Source organism: Halobacillus karajensis, from assembly GCF_900108515.1.
In the GTDB taxonomy this organism is placed as follows: Bacteria; Bacillota; Bacilli; order Bacillales; family Halobacillaceae; genus Halobacillus; species Halobacillus karajensis.
This window is the reverse complement of sequence record NZ_FNWW01000001.1, coordinates 506,609-524,896: the sequence shown is the minus strand read 5'-3', so window position 1 is coordinate 524,896 and position 18,288 is coordinate 506,609. Positions and strand designations below refer to the sequence as shown.

Here is an 18,288-nt window from a genome sequence, read left to right as displayed (position 1 = left end):
CCATCCCTTTCCTTAATTGTCGATGGTTCCATCATATACTCTCCTGTAAAAACGTTCAATTCCTTTGGTTGTTCTTTTCGAAGAAATCAAGGTGTCTCGTTACTCATCCTCTTCATCCTCGCGCTCGCGCTGGTCTACCTTGATTAAATCCCATGTGGTGACAATTCCCGCTGGCAGATCGTCGGGATTTCCGGTATCAGTAAGAATAACTGCTTTCAGTTTACGGTTTTGGACTAAGCTTATTTCAAACTGTTCTTCTAATTCAAACACAGGGGCACTGGCTTTTAGAAACTCTACACTTCGTTCTCTTTCACTAGAAAGAACATCAGAGGCCAAGGCTTTATCCAGGGTAATGGTTCCGTTTTGGTGGTTTTCCGACAGCCAGCGGACCACCCCGTCATTTGTCAGTAACCCCGCGAATGTACGATCGTTGGTATAAATAGGGAACTGGGAGACTCTATGTTGTTGAAAGGCTTCAATGATATGAGAGAGTTCGGTATCGTCTTTGAAAAAAAGGACCGGCCGAGTCGCGAATTCAAGGGCTTCTGGAGGTTGGTCAAGCGTTCGTTTAATACGTTTCAAGGCCTTCACAACATCTTCATGGGGGGTGGCGATGAAGTAATCGCCGCTAATTCGTTCATGGACGATGGCATTCCTTAATTTTGCGTATTGTTTTAATTGGTCAAAGTGGACACGGATGACGCTATGCTTCCGTTTAGAACGTTGAAGAAGTTCCACGAAATTATCATTCTTAGGGAAGCCGTTCAGTTCTTTCAAATGCTGATGGATCTGATTGAATGTGACCTCAAACTGTTCCACAATGTCATTCATCTTGCTCACCTTTTTCGTCGTTTAGGATTAGTATGAGCATTCCTCTTCGATCTCACTCATGTTGTTAACTGAATTCAGCGAACAAAAATACGTAGTCATCATTTTTCTAAAGAATTCGTAGGATTGTACGATAATAAAGGGTGGGGAATAGGAAGTATCCATACGATGAAATACTTACAATTCATAGGACTCCTTAATGATTTTTGTGCTTTAAATAGAACAGGGTGTAGAACTATGCTATACTCGTACTACAAAGAAAGAGGTGAGATTATGATCGGTGAACGCATCCAAAAAATCCGTAAAGACCGACATATGTCGCTATCCGAATTGGCTGATAGAGCGGGAGTCGCAAAATCGTATTTAAGTTCCATTGAACGGAATATCCAAACCAACCCTTCTATTCAGTTTCTGACAAAAATATCGCAAGAACTAGATGTTTCCATAAATTTTTTGTTGCACGGGGAAAACGATCCTCAGGGTGAAACGCTCGATCAAGAGTGGATGCACCTGGTGCAAGAAGCGATGAATTCAGGAATTTCTAAAGATCAGTTCCGTGAGTATTTGGAGTTTAATAAATGGAAAATCCAAAATAAATAAAAGCCTTGCTTTCTCATTCAAGGTGTCACTTTTCAATCTGAAGAATGGAAATACGTGATTAACTAGGAAAACCGAGCAGGGTCGACGAGCTCTCCCCACCGCAACCATCCTCTAAACAGCCATATAAGGGCGATGATGCCCCCGACAATTAATGTCTTCTCATAGGGAAAGGAGACGCTTACTTCTATTGTAATGAAGCAAGTAATGGCCTCGATATACAACCAAAGGTCTTTCTCTCGGGGCAAGCTATGCAGGCATAAAATCAATCCCGCTATAGAAGTAACCCCCCATCTTTAATAAGGCTAGGAGAAGAAAGGAAGCCATCACGGCTTTTGTACTCCATGAAGTAAAAACCATCGACTTATCTACCTATCCCGCATCTGAAAATCCTAGAACCACTTCCTAATTTTCCATCTTTAAGCATTTTCCTAACAAAGGGATGGGCGTGATTTTCGCGCCCATCCCTTTTATCTATTCAGGGGAAACTTTTCTCTTTAAATAAGGCACTTCTTTTCTAGTAGGGGAAGCAGAAATTCGTCTTGTTCGACGATTCAATATCCCGCCCCGTGCTTTTTCTCCAAGAACAAACACCGTATCAATCTTTATGTTGGTGGAGGATGAATAGAATTTCCCCCGCATCTAACAAAATAAGATTTCCTTAGCCGAACCTCCTTCAAAAATTACAAGATAACTTTAACAAAGAAGAAAAGATCTCTCCCTCTATAGCTAGAAAAGCCCATGTTGGATATTTCTCATTCTTCTTAAGGATACGTAAACTGATGGAAGACCAATAAATGTTTTAAAAGGAGAGGAACCATGATGTCGTGGAAGGAAACTTTGAAGGCGATGAATGAAATTCAAGCCGTTTGCTGGGAGTGCAAAATAGAATTACGTGAAGAGGAGATATACACCATAACGGATGAAAATTCCCTTCACATAGAAGTGTGTTTTGATTGTTATAAAAATAGGGGAGCAGGAGAATTAACAGAACTAGATCCATTCCACGGTTAAAGGAATAGGGGAGCAGAAGCAAAGGAGGTAAAGAGAATGGGATCGATATCGATGGTTGATCTTCTATACTCTTTTCCATCCACTTCTGCATAACTCAAGCACATGCTGACGTGCATATACTCGTTCTAAGTTCGTGAATCACTGAGGACAGATTTAATGTCATCCCGCCGCCATAAAGGACTAAATCTTTGAATAAGCTTCTGATAACTTTCAAAGCCTGTAGGGATATTCATCTATATGTTGTATTTTTGATTATCGAATAGAATCCCTCATTTACACATACACAGAAGTTGTCTATGAAAGCGGTGTCTATTTGTAGAATTATTTGAAAAATAGTGTTGTATTTGATCCATACTCGTGTTATGATTTACTCAACTTCATTAATCATTGAATTTATGCAAACGTATTCACACTTCATTGCACTTTTATAACTCATTGTTGGACAAGCCAATGAGTTTTTTAACAGCCAATTGCGCAAACGTATGCGCTTTTGTTGCACAAGTTGGAAAACTCATTATTTTTACATGTGATATGTAAGCGGATTCAAAGATTAATAAACAAATAGGAGTGGATGAGATGAAAAGAAACAAATTTTACTCTGGGATTGCGACTGCATTATTAGCGTCCACCGTTGCACTTACGGGGTGCTCTTTCGGAGCGGATGATAATAGCGGCAGCTCTGATGATAACGCTTCTGGAGATGCTGTCACGGTAGATGTATTCCAGTTCAAAGTAGAGTTTAAAGAACAGTTCGAGGAACTTGTATCCATGTATGAAGAAGAAAATCCTGATGTGAATATTAATGTCAAAACGGTCGGCGGTGGAAATGACTATGGGGCATCATTGAAGACCTCTTTCTCTTCCGGCGAAGAACCTGATGTTTTCAATGTTGGCGGTCCGACAGATGTAGATGAGTATGAGAATTACTTAGCTGACCTTTCTGATACAAAAGCTGCTGATGCAGCCCTTGAAGGAACGCTTTCCGGCGTGTCCCGCGATGATAAGGTTTTAGGGCTTCCTTTTAACCAGGAAGGTTACGGACTTCTATATAACAAGAAAGTATTTGAAGAAGCGGGGATCAACCCTGAAGAGATTACCACATTCGAAGCTCTGGAAGAAGCTGTTCAAACATTGGAAGAGCAAAAGAGTGAGCTTGGAATCGAAGCACCATTTGCATTCCCAGCGAAAGAAAAATGGGTGATCGGTAACCATTTGGCTAATGCTTATCTGGCTGATGAGTTTAACCACGATGTTATGGAAGCTTATGAAGCAGATACAGTGGAGTTTACCATGGGTGAAGACATGAAACGTTTCATCGACCTTCAAAATGAATATTCTGTTCAACCGACACTAAGCCTTGATTATTCGCAACAGGTGGAAGAAAACTTTTCTCTTGGCAAAGTAGCGATGATTCAACAAGGAAACTGGGTTTATAACACAATCGAATCAATGGATCCGGAATTCGCTGAGAATAACGTAGGCTTGCTTCCAATTCCTGTCGAAGGTTATGAAGGCAGTATTCCTGTAGGTGTACCAAACTACTGGGTTGTCAACAAAAAATCGGACGATGAAGTCGTTCAAGCAAGTAAAGACTTCCTTGACTGGATGTATACATCTGAAGAAGGGAAGAAGTTTGTAACAGAAGAATTTAAGTTCATTCCTGCTTATGAAGGCTATGAAGATCAGGAAATCGCAGACCCGATTTCTCAAGAAATTTATGACTATGCGAGTGAAGGGAATACATTAGGCTGGGTCTTCCTTGGCGCTCCTACGGGCTGGACAGAAGATGCATTCGGAGTAGCGGTACAAGAGTACCTTGCTGGAGATATCAGCTGGGAAGAAGTAGAAAAAAGAGCCACGAAGAATTGGGAAAATTCCCGTCAGTAATGGAAGAATTGGAGCCGGTAAGGGGAGGGGCCCTTACCGGTACTATAAAAGATCCCCTCTATTAGGATATTTAAATAGATAAGTGTGTTAATAGATGGGATATTTTATTCCAATGATATGAAAACGATACCATAAACAACTGCGGAATGTTCCGCGCATTGGAGGAGTTATACATGCAGAATAGAAGTTTATCTTTCTGGCTGTTCCTTACACCTGTTATTCTCGGGCTTGGAATTGTCGTCGTCATTCCTTTCTTATATGGCCTTTTCTATTCCTTTACGGATTGGAACGGGATTACAGCAAATGCATTCATAGGTTTTGAGAATTACATCAAACTTTTCCAGGAAAGTGAATTCATGAATTCCATCTGGTTTACCGTTAAATTTGCTGTCGTCACGGTGATCCTCTTGAACATTATGGGACTTGGGCTGGCATTGCTTGTCACTCGTAATATTAAGTCCAGCAACCTATTGCGTACCGTATTTTTCATGCCAAACTTAATCGGTGGTTTAATTCTCGGGTTTATCTGGCAGTTTATTTTCATCAGTGTATTTGGAGATATTGCTGGCCTTACAGGAATCGAAGGGTTGAATGGCTGGTTGTCGACAACGAACACAGGTTTCTGGGGACTTGTCATCTTGACCGCATGGCAGATGGCGGGTTATATCATGATTATTTATATTGCGTATCTGGAGAACATTCCAAAGGAACTGATCGAAGCAGCGAAAATCGATGGAGCGAGCAGTTTCCAACGATTCAAGAATATTACATTCCCATTGGTTGCACCGGCCTTTACCGTCAGCATGTTCTTGACACTTTCTATGGCCTTCAAGATTTATGACCAAAACTTGTCCCTTACCAATGGTGGACCGTTTAACTCCACTCAAATGGTGGCCATGGAAATCGTTCGTACGGCATTCTCCGATAACCAAATGGCCTACGCTCAGGCAAAAGCCGTCATTTTCTTCCTGATTGTAGCGGTGATTGCGTTGACACAAGTGTATTACAACAAGAAACGGGAGGTTGAGATGTAATGAAAAAGAATAAGGAAAAAAGAAATTTAATTTCCATTGAAATTCTCGGCCTTCTGCTTGGTTTAATCTGGATTGCTCCTTTTTATTTGATGATCGTCAATGCTTTTAAAAGCAAACGTGACATCTTTTCAGGGGTTCTTGGTTTCCCAGAACAATTAGTCTTTGAAAACTTTGTAGAAGCATTTATTGACTTGGAGTTCTTAAAGTCTCTATTCAACTCTGTGATGATCACAGGATTAAGTATCGCAATCATTATTTTGTTTTCTTCCATGGCTGGGTATGCATTAGCAAGGAACAAGAGTAAATTAAGCGGGATTATCTTTTTCATCTTTGTCGCCGCAATGTTGATTCCTTTCCAGTCTGTCATGATTCCACTTGTCTCTATTTTTGGACAAGCAGATATGTTAAACGCCGGTGGATTGATCTTCATGTATCTGGGATTTGGATGCAGTTTGTCCATTTTCCTTTATCACGGGGCGATGACAGGGATTTCGAAATCCATGGACGAAGCTGCCATTATCGATGGAGCGAACCGTTTCCAGACGTTCTGGTACATCATCTTCCCGCTGCTTAAACCAATTTCCGTCACTGTCGCGATATTGAATGTAATTTGGATTTGGAACGATTACCTCCTTCCATCACTCGTCTTGAGTGAATCGAATGCAACGATTCCGTTGAAGATGTTCTACTTCTTTGGTCAGTATACGAAACAATGGCACCTGGCGCTTGCGGGACTGACCATTGCGATTCTGCCCGTTATCATCGGGTACTTCTTCGCCCAGAAGCAGATCATTAACGGTGTTTCTGAAGGAGCCGTTAAATAATTAAGTCTAAAGTTGACCATTTTTCAAAACTTGAAGGACTAATCATGGGGTTCCGGGGATCGGTTCGCTTTCCGTTAAGGGTGCGCTGACCCTTGTGTGCTCTCATCTGTCAAGAAAATTCCACACGATCATGGACTTTGAATCGATAGAGAAACGATCCATTCAGGTTGTGACGGAATCTATGGAACAATGGATTCGATTAAAAGGGAGTTTAAGGTAAGGGGGCTTTTATGGGAATAGCAAAAGAATGATGAAGAAGAGTGAAATGAAGGAGCAAAGGAGTGGATGAATGTGTCCGTCACAATTAAAGATGTGGCCAGGGAAGCAAAGGTCGCTCCTTCTACGGTATCTAGAGTCATCTCTGACAGTCCGAGAATCAGCGAACAAACAAAGAGGAAAGTAAGAAAGGTCATGGAGGAGCTTGGCTATCACATTAACTACAATGGTCGTGTGCTCGTCAACCAATCAACACAAACCATTGGAATTGTAACGAAAGTTTCTTCCGTCCACTCTTTCGATAACCCTTTTTTCTCAGAATTACTGCGGGGGATCAGTGATGCTTGTCATGAGGAAGATTACAGTATCTATTTAACGACAGGCAATACAGAGGAAGCGATTTTCAAAGAGGTTGTCAAAATGGTGCAGGGGAAACGAGTCGATGGCGTCATCGTCCTCTATTCCCGCCAGGATGATAAAGTCGTCCCCTATTTACGAGAGTGTAACTTCCCATTCGTGATGATTGGCAAACCGGTCGGTCAGGCGAGTGAAACGATGTACGTGGATAACGATAACGTTCTTGCAAGTAAGGAAGTCACCGAATACCTGATGAACCTTGGGCATGAAAGGATCGGGTTTATCGGAGGGGATTATCATTTTGAGGTAGCGAGGGACCGACTAGAAGGATACCGACAGGCGTTGGCTAACGGTAATTTAAAGGAAGACAAGGATTTACAAAAAAATATTCAAACTGGCTTTGCTGATGCAGAACAAGTGGTTGAAGAACTGCTGGATGTCAAGGACCCACCGACTGGGTTGGTCATAACTGATGATTATAATGCTTTGACGGTAATGAGATCACTCACAGAACATGGATTACAGCTTCCAGAGGATATGAGCATTGTCGGGTTCAATAACACGATGATTGCCCGTTTATCCAATCCAGCTCTGACTACTGTCGACACACAATCCTTTCAGTTAGGACATGAATCAGCAAGGAATTTGATTGATCTTTTGAATCGACCGGATATGATTAAAAAAAGTGTGATCATTCCGACAGTGATCGTTGAACGTGATTCCTGTTATTCAAGAAACGCGGAAACAGATAAAGGACATGAAGAAAGAAAAGAAGGGGAGAAGTGAATATGAACGTACTTGTTTGGAACGAAAACCGACATGAAAAAGAGAACCAGGTTGTTGCTGATATTTATCCTGAAGGGATCCATAGCGCGATTGCAGATTTCCTTGGGGAAGACCACGAAAATGTAAAAACAGCGACCTTAGATGAAAAAGAGCACGGCTTAACAGATGAGGTTCTTGCGGAAACAGATGTCCTCGTCTGGTGGGGGCACAAAGCGCATGAGGAAGTGCAAGACGAAATTGCTGAAAAAGTAAAACAACGTGTTCTTGACGGAATGGGGCTTGTTGTTTTGCACTCGGCCCACTTTTCTAAGCCGTTCAAGAAATTGATGGGGACTTCCTGTGATCTGAAATGGCGGGAAGCAGATGAGAAGGAGCGCCTCTGGGTCGTCGATCCGAGCCACCCAATTACAGAAGGGATCGGAGAGTTTATTGAACTTGAAAAAGAAGAAATGTATGGGGAGCATTTTGATATTCCGACACCGGAAGAATTGATTTTCGTCAGCTGGTTTGAAGGTGGGGAAGTGTTCCGTAGTGGAGCGACTTTCCGTCGTGGCAAAGGAAAGGTCTTTTATTTCCGTCCGGGTCATGAAACCTATCCGACTTATTACAACAAAGAAGTCCAAAAGGTTATCCGCAATGGTGTGAAATGGGTGAAAAACACGGAAACACCAACCCCTGTTTACGGAAATGCTCAACCTTTAGAAGAAATCTCAACTAAATCGTAAAGGAGCTATGACCATGACAACATTGAAAATTGCTGTAATTGGATGCGGAAGTATTGCTCAAAACCGTCACCTTCCTGAATATAAAGCGAATAAAAACATTGAGATTCAGGCGGTATGTGACATTGTGGAAGAACGCGCACGTAAAGTCGGTCACGTGTATGGCGCGGCTGTTTATACCGATTATGAAGAGTTGTTGAGGAAAGAAGAGGTCGATGCTGTAAGTGTCTGCCTGCCGAACTACCTCCATGCCCCTGTTTCCATTGCTGCTTTGAAGGCTGGTCATCATGTCCTATGTGAGAAGCCGATGGCAACTTCTAAAGAGGAAGCAGAAGAAATGATTCAGGCTGCTGAACAAAACGGCAAGAAACTGATGATTGCTCACAACCAGCGATTTGTACCATCCCATGTGAAGGCAAAAGAACTGATTGCCTCTGGGGAACTTGGGAAAGTGTACAGTTTCCGTACAACCTTTGGTCATGGCGGCCCAGAAGGATGGAGCGCAGAAGGGGAAGACAGCTGGTTCTTTAAAAAGGAACAGGCATTTATCGGCGCCATGGGTGATTTAGGAGTACATAAGGCAGATTTACTCCGTTACCTTCTTGGTGAAGAATTCGTCGATGTGGCAGGATTTATTGAAAACAATGCGAAAAAAGACATTACGGTTGATGATAATGCGGTTTGTATCCTTCGATCTGAATCAGGCATTGTTGGAACAATGGCAGCAAGTTGGGCTTATAACCCGAATGAAGATAACTCCACAGTGATTTATGGAGAAAAAGGAACCCTTCGCCTAGAAGATGACCCTGAATACTCTTTAGTTGCTCAGTACACGAATGGCGACATCGTGAATTATCAACTTGGGAAGATTCAGTCCAATGAAGAAGGCGGCCAAAGCAATTCCCATGTCATTGACCATTTTGTTGGAAGCATCTTGAATGATACGCAACCACTCATCACAGGAGAAGAAGGTATGAAGTCATTGGAAATCATCCTCGGCGCCCTCCGCTCAGGCGAAACGAGAGAAATCAGCAGCTTGGAGAAAGTCACCAAATGACACGCTTGAAAATGGGGATCATAGGAGTAGGGGGAATTGCCCAGGGGCGGCATATTCCCTCTTTCCTTGATATGAAAAGTAAAGTAGAAATAACAGCTGTCCACGATGTGAATCAAGAACGAGCGGAAGAAACAGCCAAGACTTACGACATTTCTCTAGTTTGTAACGATTACAAGGAAATGTTTCCCCATGTGGATGCCGTCACTATTTGTACGCCGAATAAGTTCCATGCAGAAATCTCCATCGCTGCTCTTGAAGCAGGGGTTCATGTGCTATGCGAAAAACCGATGGCTATCACCGCTGCGGAATGTGAAGCGATGTTGGAAGCGGCAGAGAAGAATGATCGTCTGCTTTCGATTGCTTATCATTACCGGTACACACCAGAAGCTCAGCTGGCGAAAAAAGCAATCCTTAATAACGATATCGGGGAGCCTCTTGTAACCAGAGTTCAGGCGATGCGCCGCCGCAAAGTACCCGGATGGGGTGTATTTACAAATAAAGACTTGCAGGGAGGAGGAAGCCTGATTGATTTTGGCTGTCATTTACTTGATTTGGCCCTATGGCTTCTTGATGATCCCAAGCCTGTCGAAGTGATAGGCCGTACGTATGACCGGTTAAGTAAAACACCGGGACAAGTCAATGATTGGGGCCCATTCGATCATGAAACGTTTAATGTTGATGACCATGTGACGAGTTATATTACGTTTGAAAATGGCGCATCGATGCAATTTGAGTGTTCGTGGGCTGCCAATATTAAGGAAGACCACACATCACTTACGATCTCAGGAGTCGATGGCGGCCTCAGTGTCTATCCATTTGAGCTTTATCAGGCGAAGTATGGAGCCTTGATGGATAGTACCGCAAAAATTCGCGAAGGCGAACCAACACCAGGTCTTGCCCAAGCTAATAACTTCGTCGATAGCTGTTTAGGGCAGGATGAATTAGTCGTGAAGCCTGAACAGGCGCTTAAAGTGACCCGGCTGATGGAAGCGATCTACCAAAGCAGTGAAACAAGTACAAGTGTGAAACTATAACCAGAGTGGAGGAGATTCATAATGAAATTAGGCGTTTTCACCGTATTATTTGCCGACAAATCTTTTGAAGAAATGCTCGATCATGCGAAAGAAGCTGGCTTAAAAGCTGTGGAGATTGGAACAGGCGGCTATCCTGGGGATGCTCATTGTAACGCAGATGAATTGCTTGAAAGTGAAGAGAAACGAAAAGAATATTTGGATAAAGTCCATGAGCGTGGACTTACTATCAGTGCTTTCAGCTGCCACGGGAACCCTATTTCCCCAGACAAAGCATTTGCAGAAGAATCTCATCAAGCTTTTGTGAAAACAGTGAAGCTTGCAAGCTTGATGGGGGTTCCTGTAGTCAATACGTTCTCCGGTACACCGGGCGGGCACGAAAATGATACAGCACCGAACTGGCCGGTAACACCATGGCCCCCTGAATACGCAGACGTGTTAGAATGGCAGTGGAATGAAAAACTGATCCCTTATTGGAAAGAGCAAGGGAAGTTCGCTGAAGAACATCAAGTGAAAGTCGGTCTTGAACTGCATGCAGGATTCTTAGTCCATACGCCGTACACCATGCTGAAACTTCGTGAAGCGACAAGCGATGCAATTGGTGCGAACCTTGATCCAAGTCACTTGTGGTGGCAGGGCATTGACCCGGTAGCTGCCATCAAGATTTTGGGGAAAGAAAATGCGATCCATCATTTTCACGCCAAGGACACATACATAGACCAAGATAATGTGAACATGTACGGTCTGACAGATATGCAGAATTACGGAAATGTCCAAACACGTGCATGGAGCTTCCGTTCAGTTGGATACGGCCACGGAGTCGAAGAATGGTCCAATATTATCAGTGCTCTTCGTACGTACGGGTATGATCATGTCGTAAGTATTGAGCATGAAGATCCGATCATGTCGATCAATGAAGGGTTCAATCAAGCAGTGAAAAACTTGAAATCTGTATTCATTGAGGAGCCGGCTGCAGAGATGTGGTGGGCATAAACAAGGATTCTAAAAACCCCTCGGACTTTGGAGGGGTTTCTGTATTAGGAAGGGGAAATTTATGAAACAGTCATCAGGAATAAGAGGAGGATTATACGCGGTCAGCGAGTGGATTAGTAAATTTTCACTCACAAACCTTCAATGGGCGTTATTCAATTTGCCTATCGCACTATTATTATTAAGCTTATTGAATATCGGGAACACACAAGACGTATGGTACCTGGTACCACCGCTAGTTCTCTTGCTTCCTTTCTTATTTTTCCCTGCTACTACAGCCTTGTTTGCTCAAGCACGGGACTGGGTGAGGAAAGATCAGAAAGATACAGCAGACAGGTCATACGTCAGCTACTATAAAGAAAATTATAAGAACAGCATGAAAGCTGGGATCGTTCTCACGGTCCTTTGGGTAATATTGGCCGCCGACCTTTACTACTTTTCTACCAACAGTCGTTTATTTATGAATCTATTTCTTATTCTAGGAATCTTGTTGTTTGTATACACGATCAATACGTTTAGTACACTTGTCCATTTTGATATGAATGTAAGAGCCGTCATGAAAAAAGCGTTCATGCTTACATTTGTCAGTCCGATCTTGTTTTTGACGGTAGCGATGACTTCAGGATTCATTCTCGCTGTCAGTCTCTATATCTTTCCATTGATCATTCCGATCTTCACAGGATCACTGATCGCCTTTCTCACCTTCTCCGCTTACTACCGACTCTATATCAAATTGAGTGGTATGGAAAATAATGGGTGACCTGGTCCATTTGGACGAGGTCATCTTTTTTGTATTGCAGACATCCGGGAAAGCGGTTACAATTTATGTAGTGATTAGTTAAAAGTAGGGTGGAGATTGGATGACCCAGACGGTGAAAATAGGAAAAGTTGCGATGCTGCTGGCTTCATTGGATGAAGAAGAGAAGTCCCTTTTTTCAGGGAGCTTTGAAAATATAAAGTACTGCCAGGGCAAAGCAGGTTCGATGGATGTACAAAAAGTGATCGCAGCAGTGGAGACGGCTGCGAAAAGAAATGGAATCATTTCGGAGCAGGTGTATCGTGAAACGCATGCGCTTTATCATGCCATTTTAGAATCATTGCAGGGGGTGACCCGGGGGCACATTGGTGTCGGTAATATGATGCGGACCGTCGGGTTAAGATTTGCGGTGGTTCGTGGGAGGCCCTACGAGCGGGAAGACGAAGGTGAGTGGATCGCTGTCGCTTTTTATGGAACGATCGGGGCTCCCGTAAAAGGTTTGGAACACGAGACATTTGGACTTGGTATCAATCATATATAAAGAATAGGTGGCCTATAGTCATAAGCGATGAGGGGGCGACAATGGTATTTCCCATGCCATTGTCGCCCCTTTTTGTAGAAAATCCACCAGAATCTTTTCAATTTGAAAGGGGGATGTGGATGATCGAATTAAATGGGAAAGACCTAACGATTGAGCAAATGAAACAGATTTGCTGGGAGAACGAAAAAGTCGGCTTAGAAGAAGCAAGTTTAATTGATGTCCGGGCGAGCAGAGAGACAGTGGAAGAAATAGTAGCGAAAGGACATACCGTATATGGGATTAACACGGGGTTTGGAAAATTGAGTGATGTGCGAGTCGCTGCACAGGATGTTGATAGCCTGCAGCTCCATTTAATCCGTTCCCATGCCTGTGGAGTCGGGGAACCTTTTCCAGAGAAAGTGAGTCGGGCCATGATGGTACTACGGCTGAATGCGCTTATGAAGGGTTTTTCAGGTGTACGGGAGGCGGTCGTGAAAAGACTGCGTGATTTGATTAATAAAGAGATTCATCCGGTTATTCCATCACAAGGGTCGCTCGGGGCGTCTGGCGACCTGGCACCGCTTGCCCATTTGGCGCTCGTGTTGATGGGAGAAGGAGAAGTTTACTTTGAAGGAGAAAGGCTTCCCACGATAGACGTATATCAAAAAGAATCGATACAGCCACTGGTATTGAAAGCAAAAGAAGGGCTTGCGCTCATAAATGGGACGCAGGCGATGACGGCTGTCGGTGTGATCAACTATATCGAAGCAGAGCGTCTCGCATTGCAATGTGACTGGGTGGCAAGTATGACGCTGCAGGCTCTTGAAGGCATTCGTGATGCATTTCATCCGAGTATCCATGAGGCGCGTGGGTATCCAGAACAAATGGTGGTCGCAGAACGTATGCGGCATTTGATCAATGGGAGTCACCTAGTCACTTTTCAAGGAGAGAAGAGGGTGCAAGACGCTTATTCACTAAGGTGCATTCCACAAGTACATGGGGCGGTATGGCAGACACTTAACTATGTCCGGGAAAAACTGACCATCGAAATGAATGCGGCGACAGATAACCCGCTCCTTTTAGAAGGAGGAAAAGTGGTCGTATCGGGCGGTAATTTCCATGGACAGCCGATCGCCTTTGCTATGGATTATTTAAAAATAGCTGTGAGTGAACTTGCAAACATAGCAGAACGTCGAGTCGAACGACTGGTCAATCCGCAACTGAATGATTTTCCACCCTTTTTAAGTACCAATCCGGGATTAGAATCAGGACTGATGATCGTCCAGTATGTGGCTGCCTCGTTAGTGTCCGAAAATAAAACCCTCGCCCACCCGGCAAGTGTGGATTCTATTCCATCCTCCGCTAATCAGGAAGATCATGTGAGCATGGGGACAACTGGAGCTCGGCATGCCACAATGGTCATCCAAAATGCGTCAAAAGTGGCTGCCATTGAATTGATTTGCAGTATGCAAGCTCTGGAGATGAGAGGGATTGAACGAGCGTCTGGGCTTACACAGGATTTATGGAATAGAGCACGTAAAGTCGTACCGACGATTACCGAGGATCGCATATTTTCACATGATATAGAAAAAATGGATGCATGGCTGAGAGGTGATTTTTTTGACTGGAATAAATGGAGAACGGTCCATGAAGGAGGAGAAACATATGTCGACAACACGTAAGATTAAAGCGAAAACGGGAACAGAATTACAGTGCAAAGGGTGGGAACAGGAAGCGGTACTGCGGATGCTTTGCAACAATCTTGACCCTGAAGTAGCTGAAAAGCCGGAAGAGTTAGTGGTTTATGGCGGAATCGGCAAGGCTGCCCGCAGTTGGGAAGCCTTCGATGCCATTGTAGCCACACTGAAACGGCTCGAAAAAGACGAAACGATGCTTGTCCAGTCAGGAAAGCCGGTCGGAGTGTTTAAAACCCATGAGCAGGCACCGAGAGTTCTGCTGTCTAATTCGGTTCTTGTACCGAAATGGGCGAATTGGGAGCATTTCCATGAGCTTGATAAAAAAGGACTAATGATGTACGGCCAGATGACGGCAGGAAGCTGGATTTATATTGGTTCTCAAGGGATTTTACAAGGTACCTATGAGACATTCGCTTCCCTTGCCGAGAAGCATTTTAACGGTTCATTGAAAGGTACGATCACACTGACGGCTGGGCTTGGCGGCATGGGTGGTGCACAGCCGCTTGCTGTGACCATGAACGAAGGCGTCGTCATTGCAGTAGAAGTCGATCCAGACAGAATTGAAAAGCGAATACAGTCCGGGTACTGCGATGTTCGAACAGATTCCATTAATGAAGCGGTTTTGTGGGCAAAAGAAGCCAGGGCTAATGGGGAAGCGCTCTCGATCGCTCTTTTAGGAAATGCAGCGGAAATCCATGAGGAACTGTTGCACAAAGGGGTAAACATTGACATCGTGACAGATCAAACCTCTGCCCATGATCCCCTCAATGGTTACGTCCCTGTCGGCTATTCATTAAAAGAAGCGGATAAATGGCGTCAAAAAGACCCAGATCTGTATGTCCAGCTTGCCTCTAAGTCGATGGCCAAACATGTGGGGCTTATGCTGCAATTTCAAAGAAAAGGCAGCATCGTCTTCGATTACGGCAATAACATCCGACAAGTGGCATTGGAAGAAGGCGTGAAAGATGCCTTCGATTTTCCAGGATTCGTTCCCGCCTACATCCGTCCCCTGTTTTGTGAAGGAAAAGGACCCTTCCGATGGGCAGCCCTTTCAGGAGACCCGAAAGACATTCATCGAACCGATCAGCTTATTAAAGAACTGTTTCCAGAGAACAAAAAACTGCTGCGGTGGATTGATATGGCCCAAGAAAAAGTGCAGTTTCAAGGGCTTCCGTCAAGAATTTGCTGGCTCGGATATGGAGAACGGAAGAAGATGGGGATGGCCATAAATGAGCTCGTTCGAACAGGCGAGTTGAGCGCCCCTGTTGTCATTGGAAGGGATCACTTGGACTGTGGATCGGTAGCCTCACCAAACAGGGAGACAGAATCGATGATCGACGGAAGTGATGCCGTCGGTGATTGGGCTGTATTGAATGCATTGATCAACACGGCCGCTGGTGGATCATGGATTTCTTTCCACCATGGAGGCGGTGTCGGAATGGGATACTCGCTTCATGCTGGAATGGTTGCTGTCGCAGATGGTACAGACGTAGCTGAAAAGAGGCTGGAGCGTGTATTGACGACAGACCCCGGGATGGGCATCTTGCGTCATGCCGATGCCGGTTATGAGGACGCAGTCGAAAACGCGAGAGCTTATGGATTGGATATTCCGATGAAGAGGAGGGGGAAATAATGTACGATACAATAATTGAAAATATCGGCCAACTCATTTTACCGGCGGAAGGCCCTTTAAAAGGGGAGGCCATGAAAGAGCTCAACGTGCAGGAAAATATGGCCATTGCCATAAAAGATGAAATCATCGCCTGGATCGGCCCACACCAACAAAGCAAAAACAAAAAAGCCGCCGAACGGATTGATGCGCTGGAAAAAACTGTATCACCAGGTCTTGTTGATCCGCACACCCATCTCGTCTTTGGTGGTTCCCGGGAGAATGAGCTGGCTTTGAAACAGGCCGGTGTCCCCTATCTAGAGATTCTTAAACAAGGGGGAGGCATCTTATCTACTGTTCAAGCGACAAGGTCTGAAACGGAGGAGCAGCTTTTTGGGAAAGCTAAACGAACGCTTGAACAAATGGCCGGTCACGGTGTGACGACAATGGAAGCGAAAAGTGGCTATGGTCTGGATAGGGATACGGAGCTGAAGCAGCTACGTATTGTCAAACGGTTAAACGATGAAGGGATTCTTGATCTAGTCTCAACCTTCCTTGGGCCCCATGCCATCCCGCCTGAATATAAAGGAAGGGAAGAGGCATTCCTTGAGGAAATGATTCAACTGTTGCCGGAAATCAGCGAGAAGAGCTTGGCAGAGTTCACAGACATTTTTTGCGAAACAGGGGTATTCACGATCGAACAATCGCGAAGGTTTATGAAAGCATCACAGGAACTAGGGTTCAAAACTAAAATTCATGCCGATGAAATTGATCCGCTCGGAGGTACAGAACTTGCGGTGAAGATGGGAGCAGCTTCAGCAGATCACCTTGTGGCAGCTTCGGAAGGTGGAATTGAAAGTCTGTCCCGGGGAGAGACAGTGGCCGTATTGCTACCAGGCACTACCTTTTACTTAGGAAAAGACCGTTATGCCGATGCGAGACGAATGATCGATGCCGGAGCGGCTGTTGCTTTGGCGACCGATTTCAATCCGGGCAGCTGTGTGACCTACAATCTGCAGATGATCATGTCCCTTGCTGCATTAAAAATGAAAATGACACCGGAAGAGATTTGGAACGGTGTGACGGTCAACGCGGCTCATGCGATTGGGCGAGGAGATACGGCCGGTTGTCTGCAGGTGGGAAGAAAAGCGGATGTGGTTTTATGGGATGTTCCGAATTACAAATATATTCCCTATCATTATGCCGCCAACCATGCCGAAATCGTATGGAAGAATGGGCGAAACGTATGGGAAAGGAGGGGCGCGCGTGTCTTTTCAGTACCTCAAACCGAATAGGAATGCTAGATTCAAAGACCGTTACACAACAAAAGTGGATGAAACATTGACTCCTTATGAAGAGAGGAAAACAGGGGATATCGGGGTGATTGGCCTTCCTTTTTCCAAAACTTCGATATCTTTATCAGGGGCTTCGGAAGCCCCTGGTACCATAAGAAAAGCTTTGGGATCGTACAGTACGTATTCTGGGGAGAAGGATGAAGATTACGAGAATATGAAGCTGTTAGACTTCGGTGATGTACCGGTCCATCCGACGGATACTGGTGAAACCTTGAAGCGGATGCAAACGAGTGTAAAAGAAATGCTGGAGACCGAAGCCTGCCAAAAGTACGTAATGCTCGGAGGTGACCACGGAGTCAGTTTTCCTAGTATTTCGGCCTTTAAAGAAAAGTTTGGCAGAATTGGTGTCATTCAATGGGATGCTCACCATGATCTTCGCAACATAGAAGACGGTGGCCGTACGAACGGAACCCCATTCCGAAGCTTAATCGAAGAAGGGGTTCTTTGGGGAGAAGACCTCTGCCAAATCGGAATCCGCGATTTCTCTAATGCCAAAACCTATGCCGATTACGCCAAAAAACACAACATCCACACCTACACCATGGCTGACGTAGAAGAGAAGGGTATCCAGTTTATTACAGACCAGGCCATACAGAAATTGGAAAATAAATGTGACACCATCTATTTGTCCGTCGATATGGATGCGGTCGACCAAGCGTTTGCGCCTGGGTGCCCGGCTATCGGACCAGGCGGACTGACGGCACGAGAACTGCTTGGTAGTGTAGCTATGGCTTCCCAACATCCTTTAGTGAAGGGGGTGGATATTGTAGAAGTCGATCCGACCAAAGATTTCCGCGATATGACGAGTCGACTCGCTGCCCATGTGATGATGCGGTATATGTATACATGATAAAAGGAAATAACTTCCGTACCAGGTCACCCATATATTGGTAGTCCTGGTACGGAAGTATTTGTAAATAGCATATACAAGCGGCCAGTATTATGGTATTTTTATCTTGTCCATAGATTCGCTTTAGTTTATGAGATAGGAGAATAAAAGACTTTAC

General features: G+C 44.5%; 17 protein-coding genes. 16 read left to right on the top strand and 1 reads right to left on the bottom strand.

The annotated features are described in order from the left end of the window. Positions 1 to 99 precede the first annotated feature (99 nt). Positions 100 to 831, bottom strand: coding sequence for a CBS domain-containing protein (locus BLW54_RS02440; protein WP_074733168.1), 732 nt, complete (start codon positions 829 to 831; stop codon positions 100 to 102). A 270-nt stretch (positions 832 to 1,101) separates the two neighbouring features. Here BLW54_RS02440 and BLW54_RS02435 point away from each other — a divergent pair, with 270 nt between their 5' ends. The 16 genes from BLW54_RS02435 (at position 1,102) to hutG (ending at position 18,131) form a co-directional block, all read left to right on the top strand. Then, complete coding sequence (locus tag BLW54_RS02435; protein WP_035506625.1) at positions 1,102 to 1,428, top strand: helix-turn-helix domain-containing protein; 327 nt, start codon at positions 1,102 to 1,104, stop codon at positions 1,426 to 1,428. An 816-nt stretch (positions 1,429 to 2,244) separates the two neighbouring features. Next, entirely contained in the window at positions 2,245 to 2,439 is a 195-nt protein-coding gene (locus BLW54_RS02430) for a hypothetical protein (RefSeq protein WP_074733167.1), read from the top strand. Positions 2,440 to 3,015: 576 nt separating this feature from the next. Then, positions 3,016 to 4,326, top strand: coding sequence for an ABC transporter substrate-binding protein (locus BLW54_RS02425; RefSeq protein ID WP_035506618.1), 1,311 nt, complete (start codon positions 3,016 to 3,018; stop codon positions 4,324 to 4,326). A gap of 173 nt (positions 4,327 to 4,499) precedes the next feature. Next, the gene (locus tag BLW54_RS02420) at positions 4,500 to 5,360 is read left to right on the top strand and encodes a carbohydrate ABC transporter permease (protein WP_035506616.1); all 861 of its coding nucleotides are present in this window, start codon (positions 4,500 to 4,502) and stop codon (positions 5,358 to 5,360) included. Further along, positions 5,360 to 6,184, top strand: a complete 825-nt coding sequence (locus tag BLW54_RS02415) for a carbohydrate ABC transporter permease (RefSeq protein WP_051744036.1) — start codon at positions 5,360 to 5,362, stop codon at positions 6,182 to 6,184. The genes BLW54_RS02420 and BLW54_RS02415 overlap by 1 nt, the downstream gene beginning before the upstream one ends. A gap of 291 nt (positions 6,185 to 6,475) precedes the next feature. Further along, entirely contained in the window at positions 6,476 to 7,543 is a 1,068-nt protein-coding gene (locus BLW54_RS02410; RefSeq protein ID WP_051744083.1) for a LacI family DNA-binding transcriptional regulator, read from the top strand. Between the two features lie 2 nt (positions 7,544 to 7,545). Then, entirely contained in the window at positions 7,546 to 8,268 is a 723-nt protein-coding gene (locus BLW54_RS02405) for a ThuA domain-containing protein (RefSeq protein WP_035506615.1), read from the top strand. A gap of 13 nt (positions 8,269 to 8,281) precedes the next feature. Further along, entirely contained in the window at positions 8,282 to 9,322 is a 1,041-nt protein-coding gene (locus tag BLW54_RS02400) for a Gfo/Idh/MocA family protein (protein ID WP_035506613.1), read from the top strand. After that, a complete protein-coding gene (locus BLW54_RS02395) occupies positions 9,319 to 10,356 on the top strand; it encodes a Gfo/Idh/MocA family protein (protein WP_035506612.1) in 1,038 nt (345 codons plus the stop codon). The genes BLW54_RS02400 and BLW54_RS02395 overlap by 4 nt, the downstream gene beginning before the upstream one ends. A 21-nt stretch (positions 10,357 to 10,377) precedes the next feature. Beyond that, entirely contained in the window at positions 10,378 to 11,346 is a 969-nt protein-coding gene (locus tag BLW54_RS02390) for a sugar phosphate isomerase/epimerase family protein (RefSeq protein ID WP_035506609.1), read from the top strand. A gap of 61 nt (positions 11,347 to 11,407) precedes the next feature. After that, positions 11,408 to 12,103, top strand: a complete 696-nt coding sequence (locus BLW54_RS02385; RefSeq protein WP_074733166.1) for a YesL family protein — start codon at positions 11,408 to 11,410, stop codon at positions 12,101 to 12,103. 100 nt (positions 12,104 to 12,203) lie between these two features. Next, positions 12,204 to 12,641, top strand: coding sequence for a histidine utilization transcription antiterminator HutP (hutP, locus tag BLW54_RS02380; RefSeq protein WP_035506605.1), 438 nt, complete (start codon positions 12,204 to 12,206; stop codon positions 12,639 to 12,641). A 119-nt stretch (positions 12,642 to 12,760) separates the two neighbouring features. Beyond that, positions 12,761 to 14,302 carry a histidine ammonia-lyase gene (hutH, locus tag BLW54_RS02375; RefSeq protein ID WP_035507678.1) on the top strand — a complete coding sequence of 514 codons (1,542 nt, stop codon included), beginning with the start codon at positions 12,761 to 12,763 and terminating at the stop codon, positions 14,300 to 14,302. Further along, a complete protein-coding gene (gene hutU, locus BLW54_RS02370; RefSeq protein WP_244153462.1) occupies positions 14,286 to 15,950 on the top strand; it encodes a urocanate hydratase in 1,665 nt (554 codons plus the stop codon). Before hutH ends, hutU begins: the two co-directional genes overlap by 17 nt. Continuing rightward, positions 15,950 to 17,221, top strand: coding sequence for an imidazolonepropionase (gene hutI, locus BLW54_RS02365; RefSeq protein WP_035506602.1), 1,272 nt, complete (start codon positions 15,950 to 15,952; stop codon positions 17,219 to 17,221). Before hutU ends, hutI begins: the two co-directional genes overlap by 1 nt. Continuing rightward, positions 17,193 to 18,131 (top strand): formimidoylglutamase, encoded by a 939-nt coding sequence (hutG, locus tag BLW54_RS02360; protein ID WP_244153461.1) that lies wholly within the window; start codon positions 17,193 to 17,195, stop codon positions 18,129 to 18,131. Before hutI ends, hutG begins: the two co-directional genes overlap by 29 nt. Positions 18,132 to 18,288 lie beyond the last annotated feature (157 nt).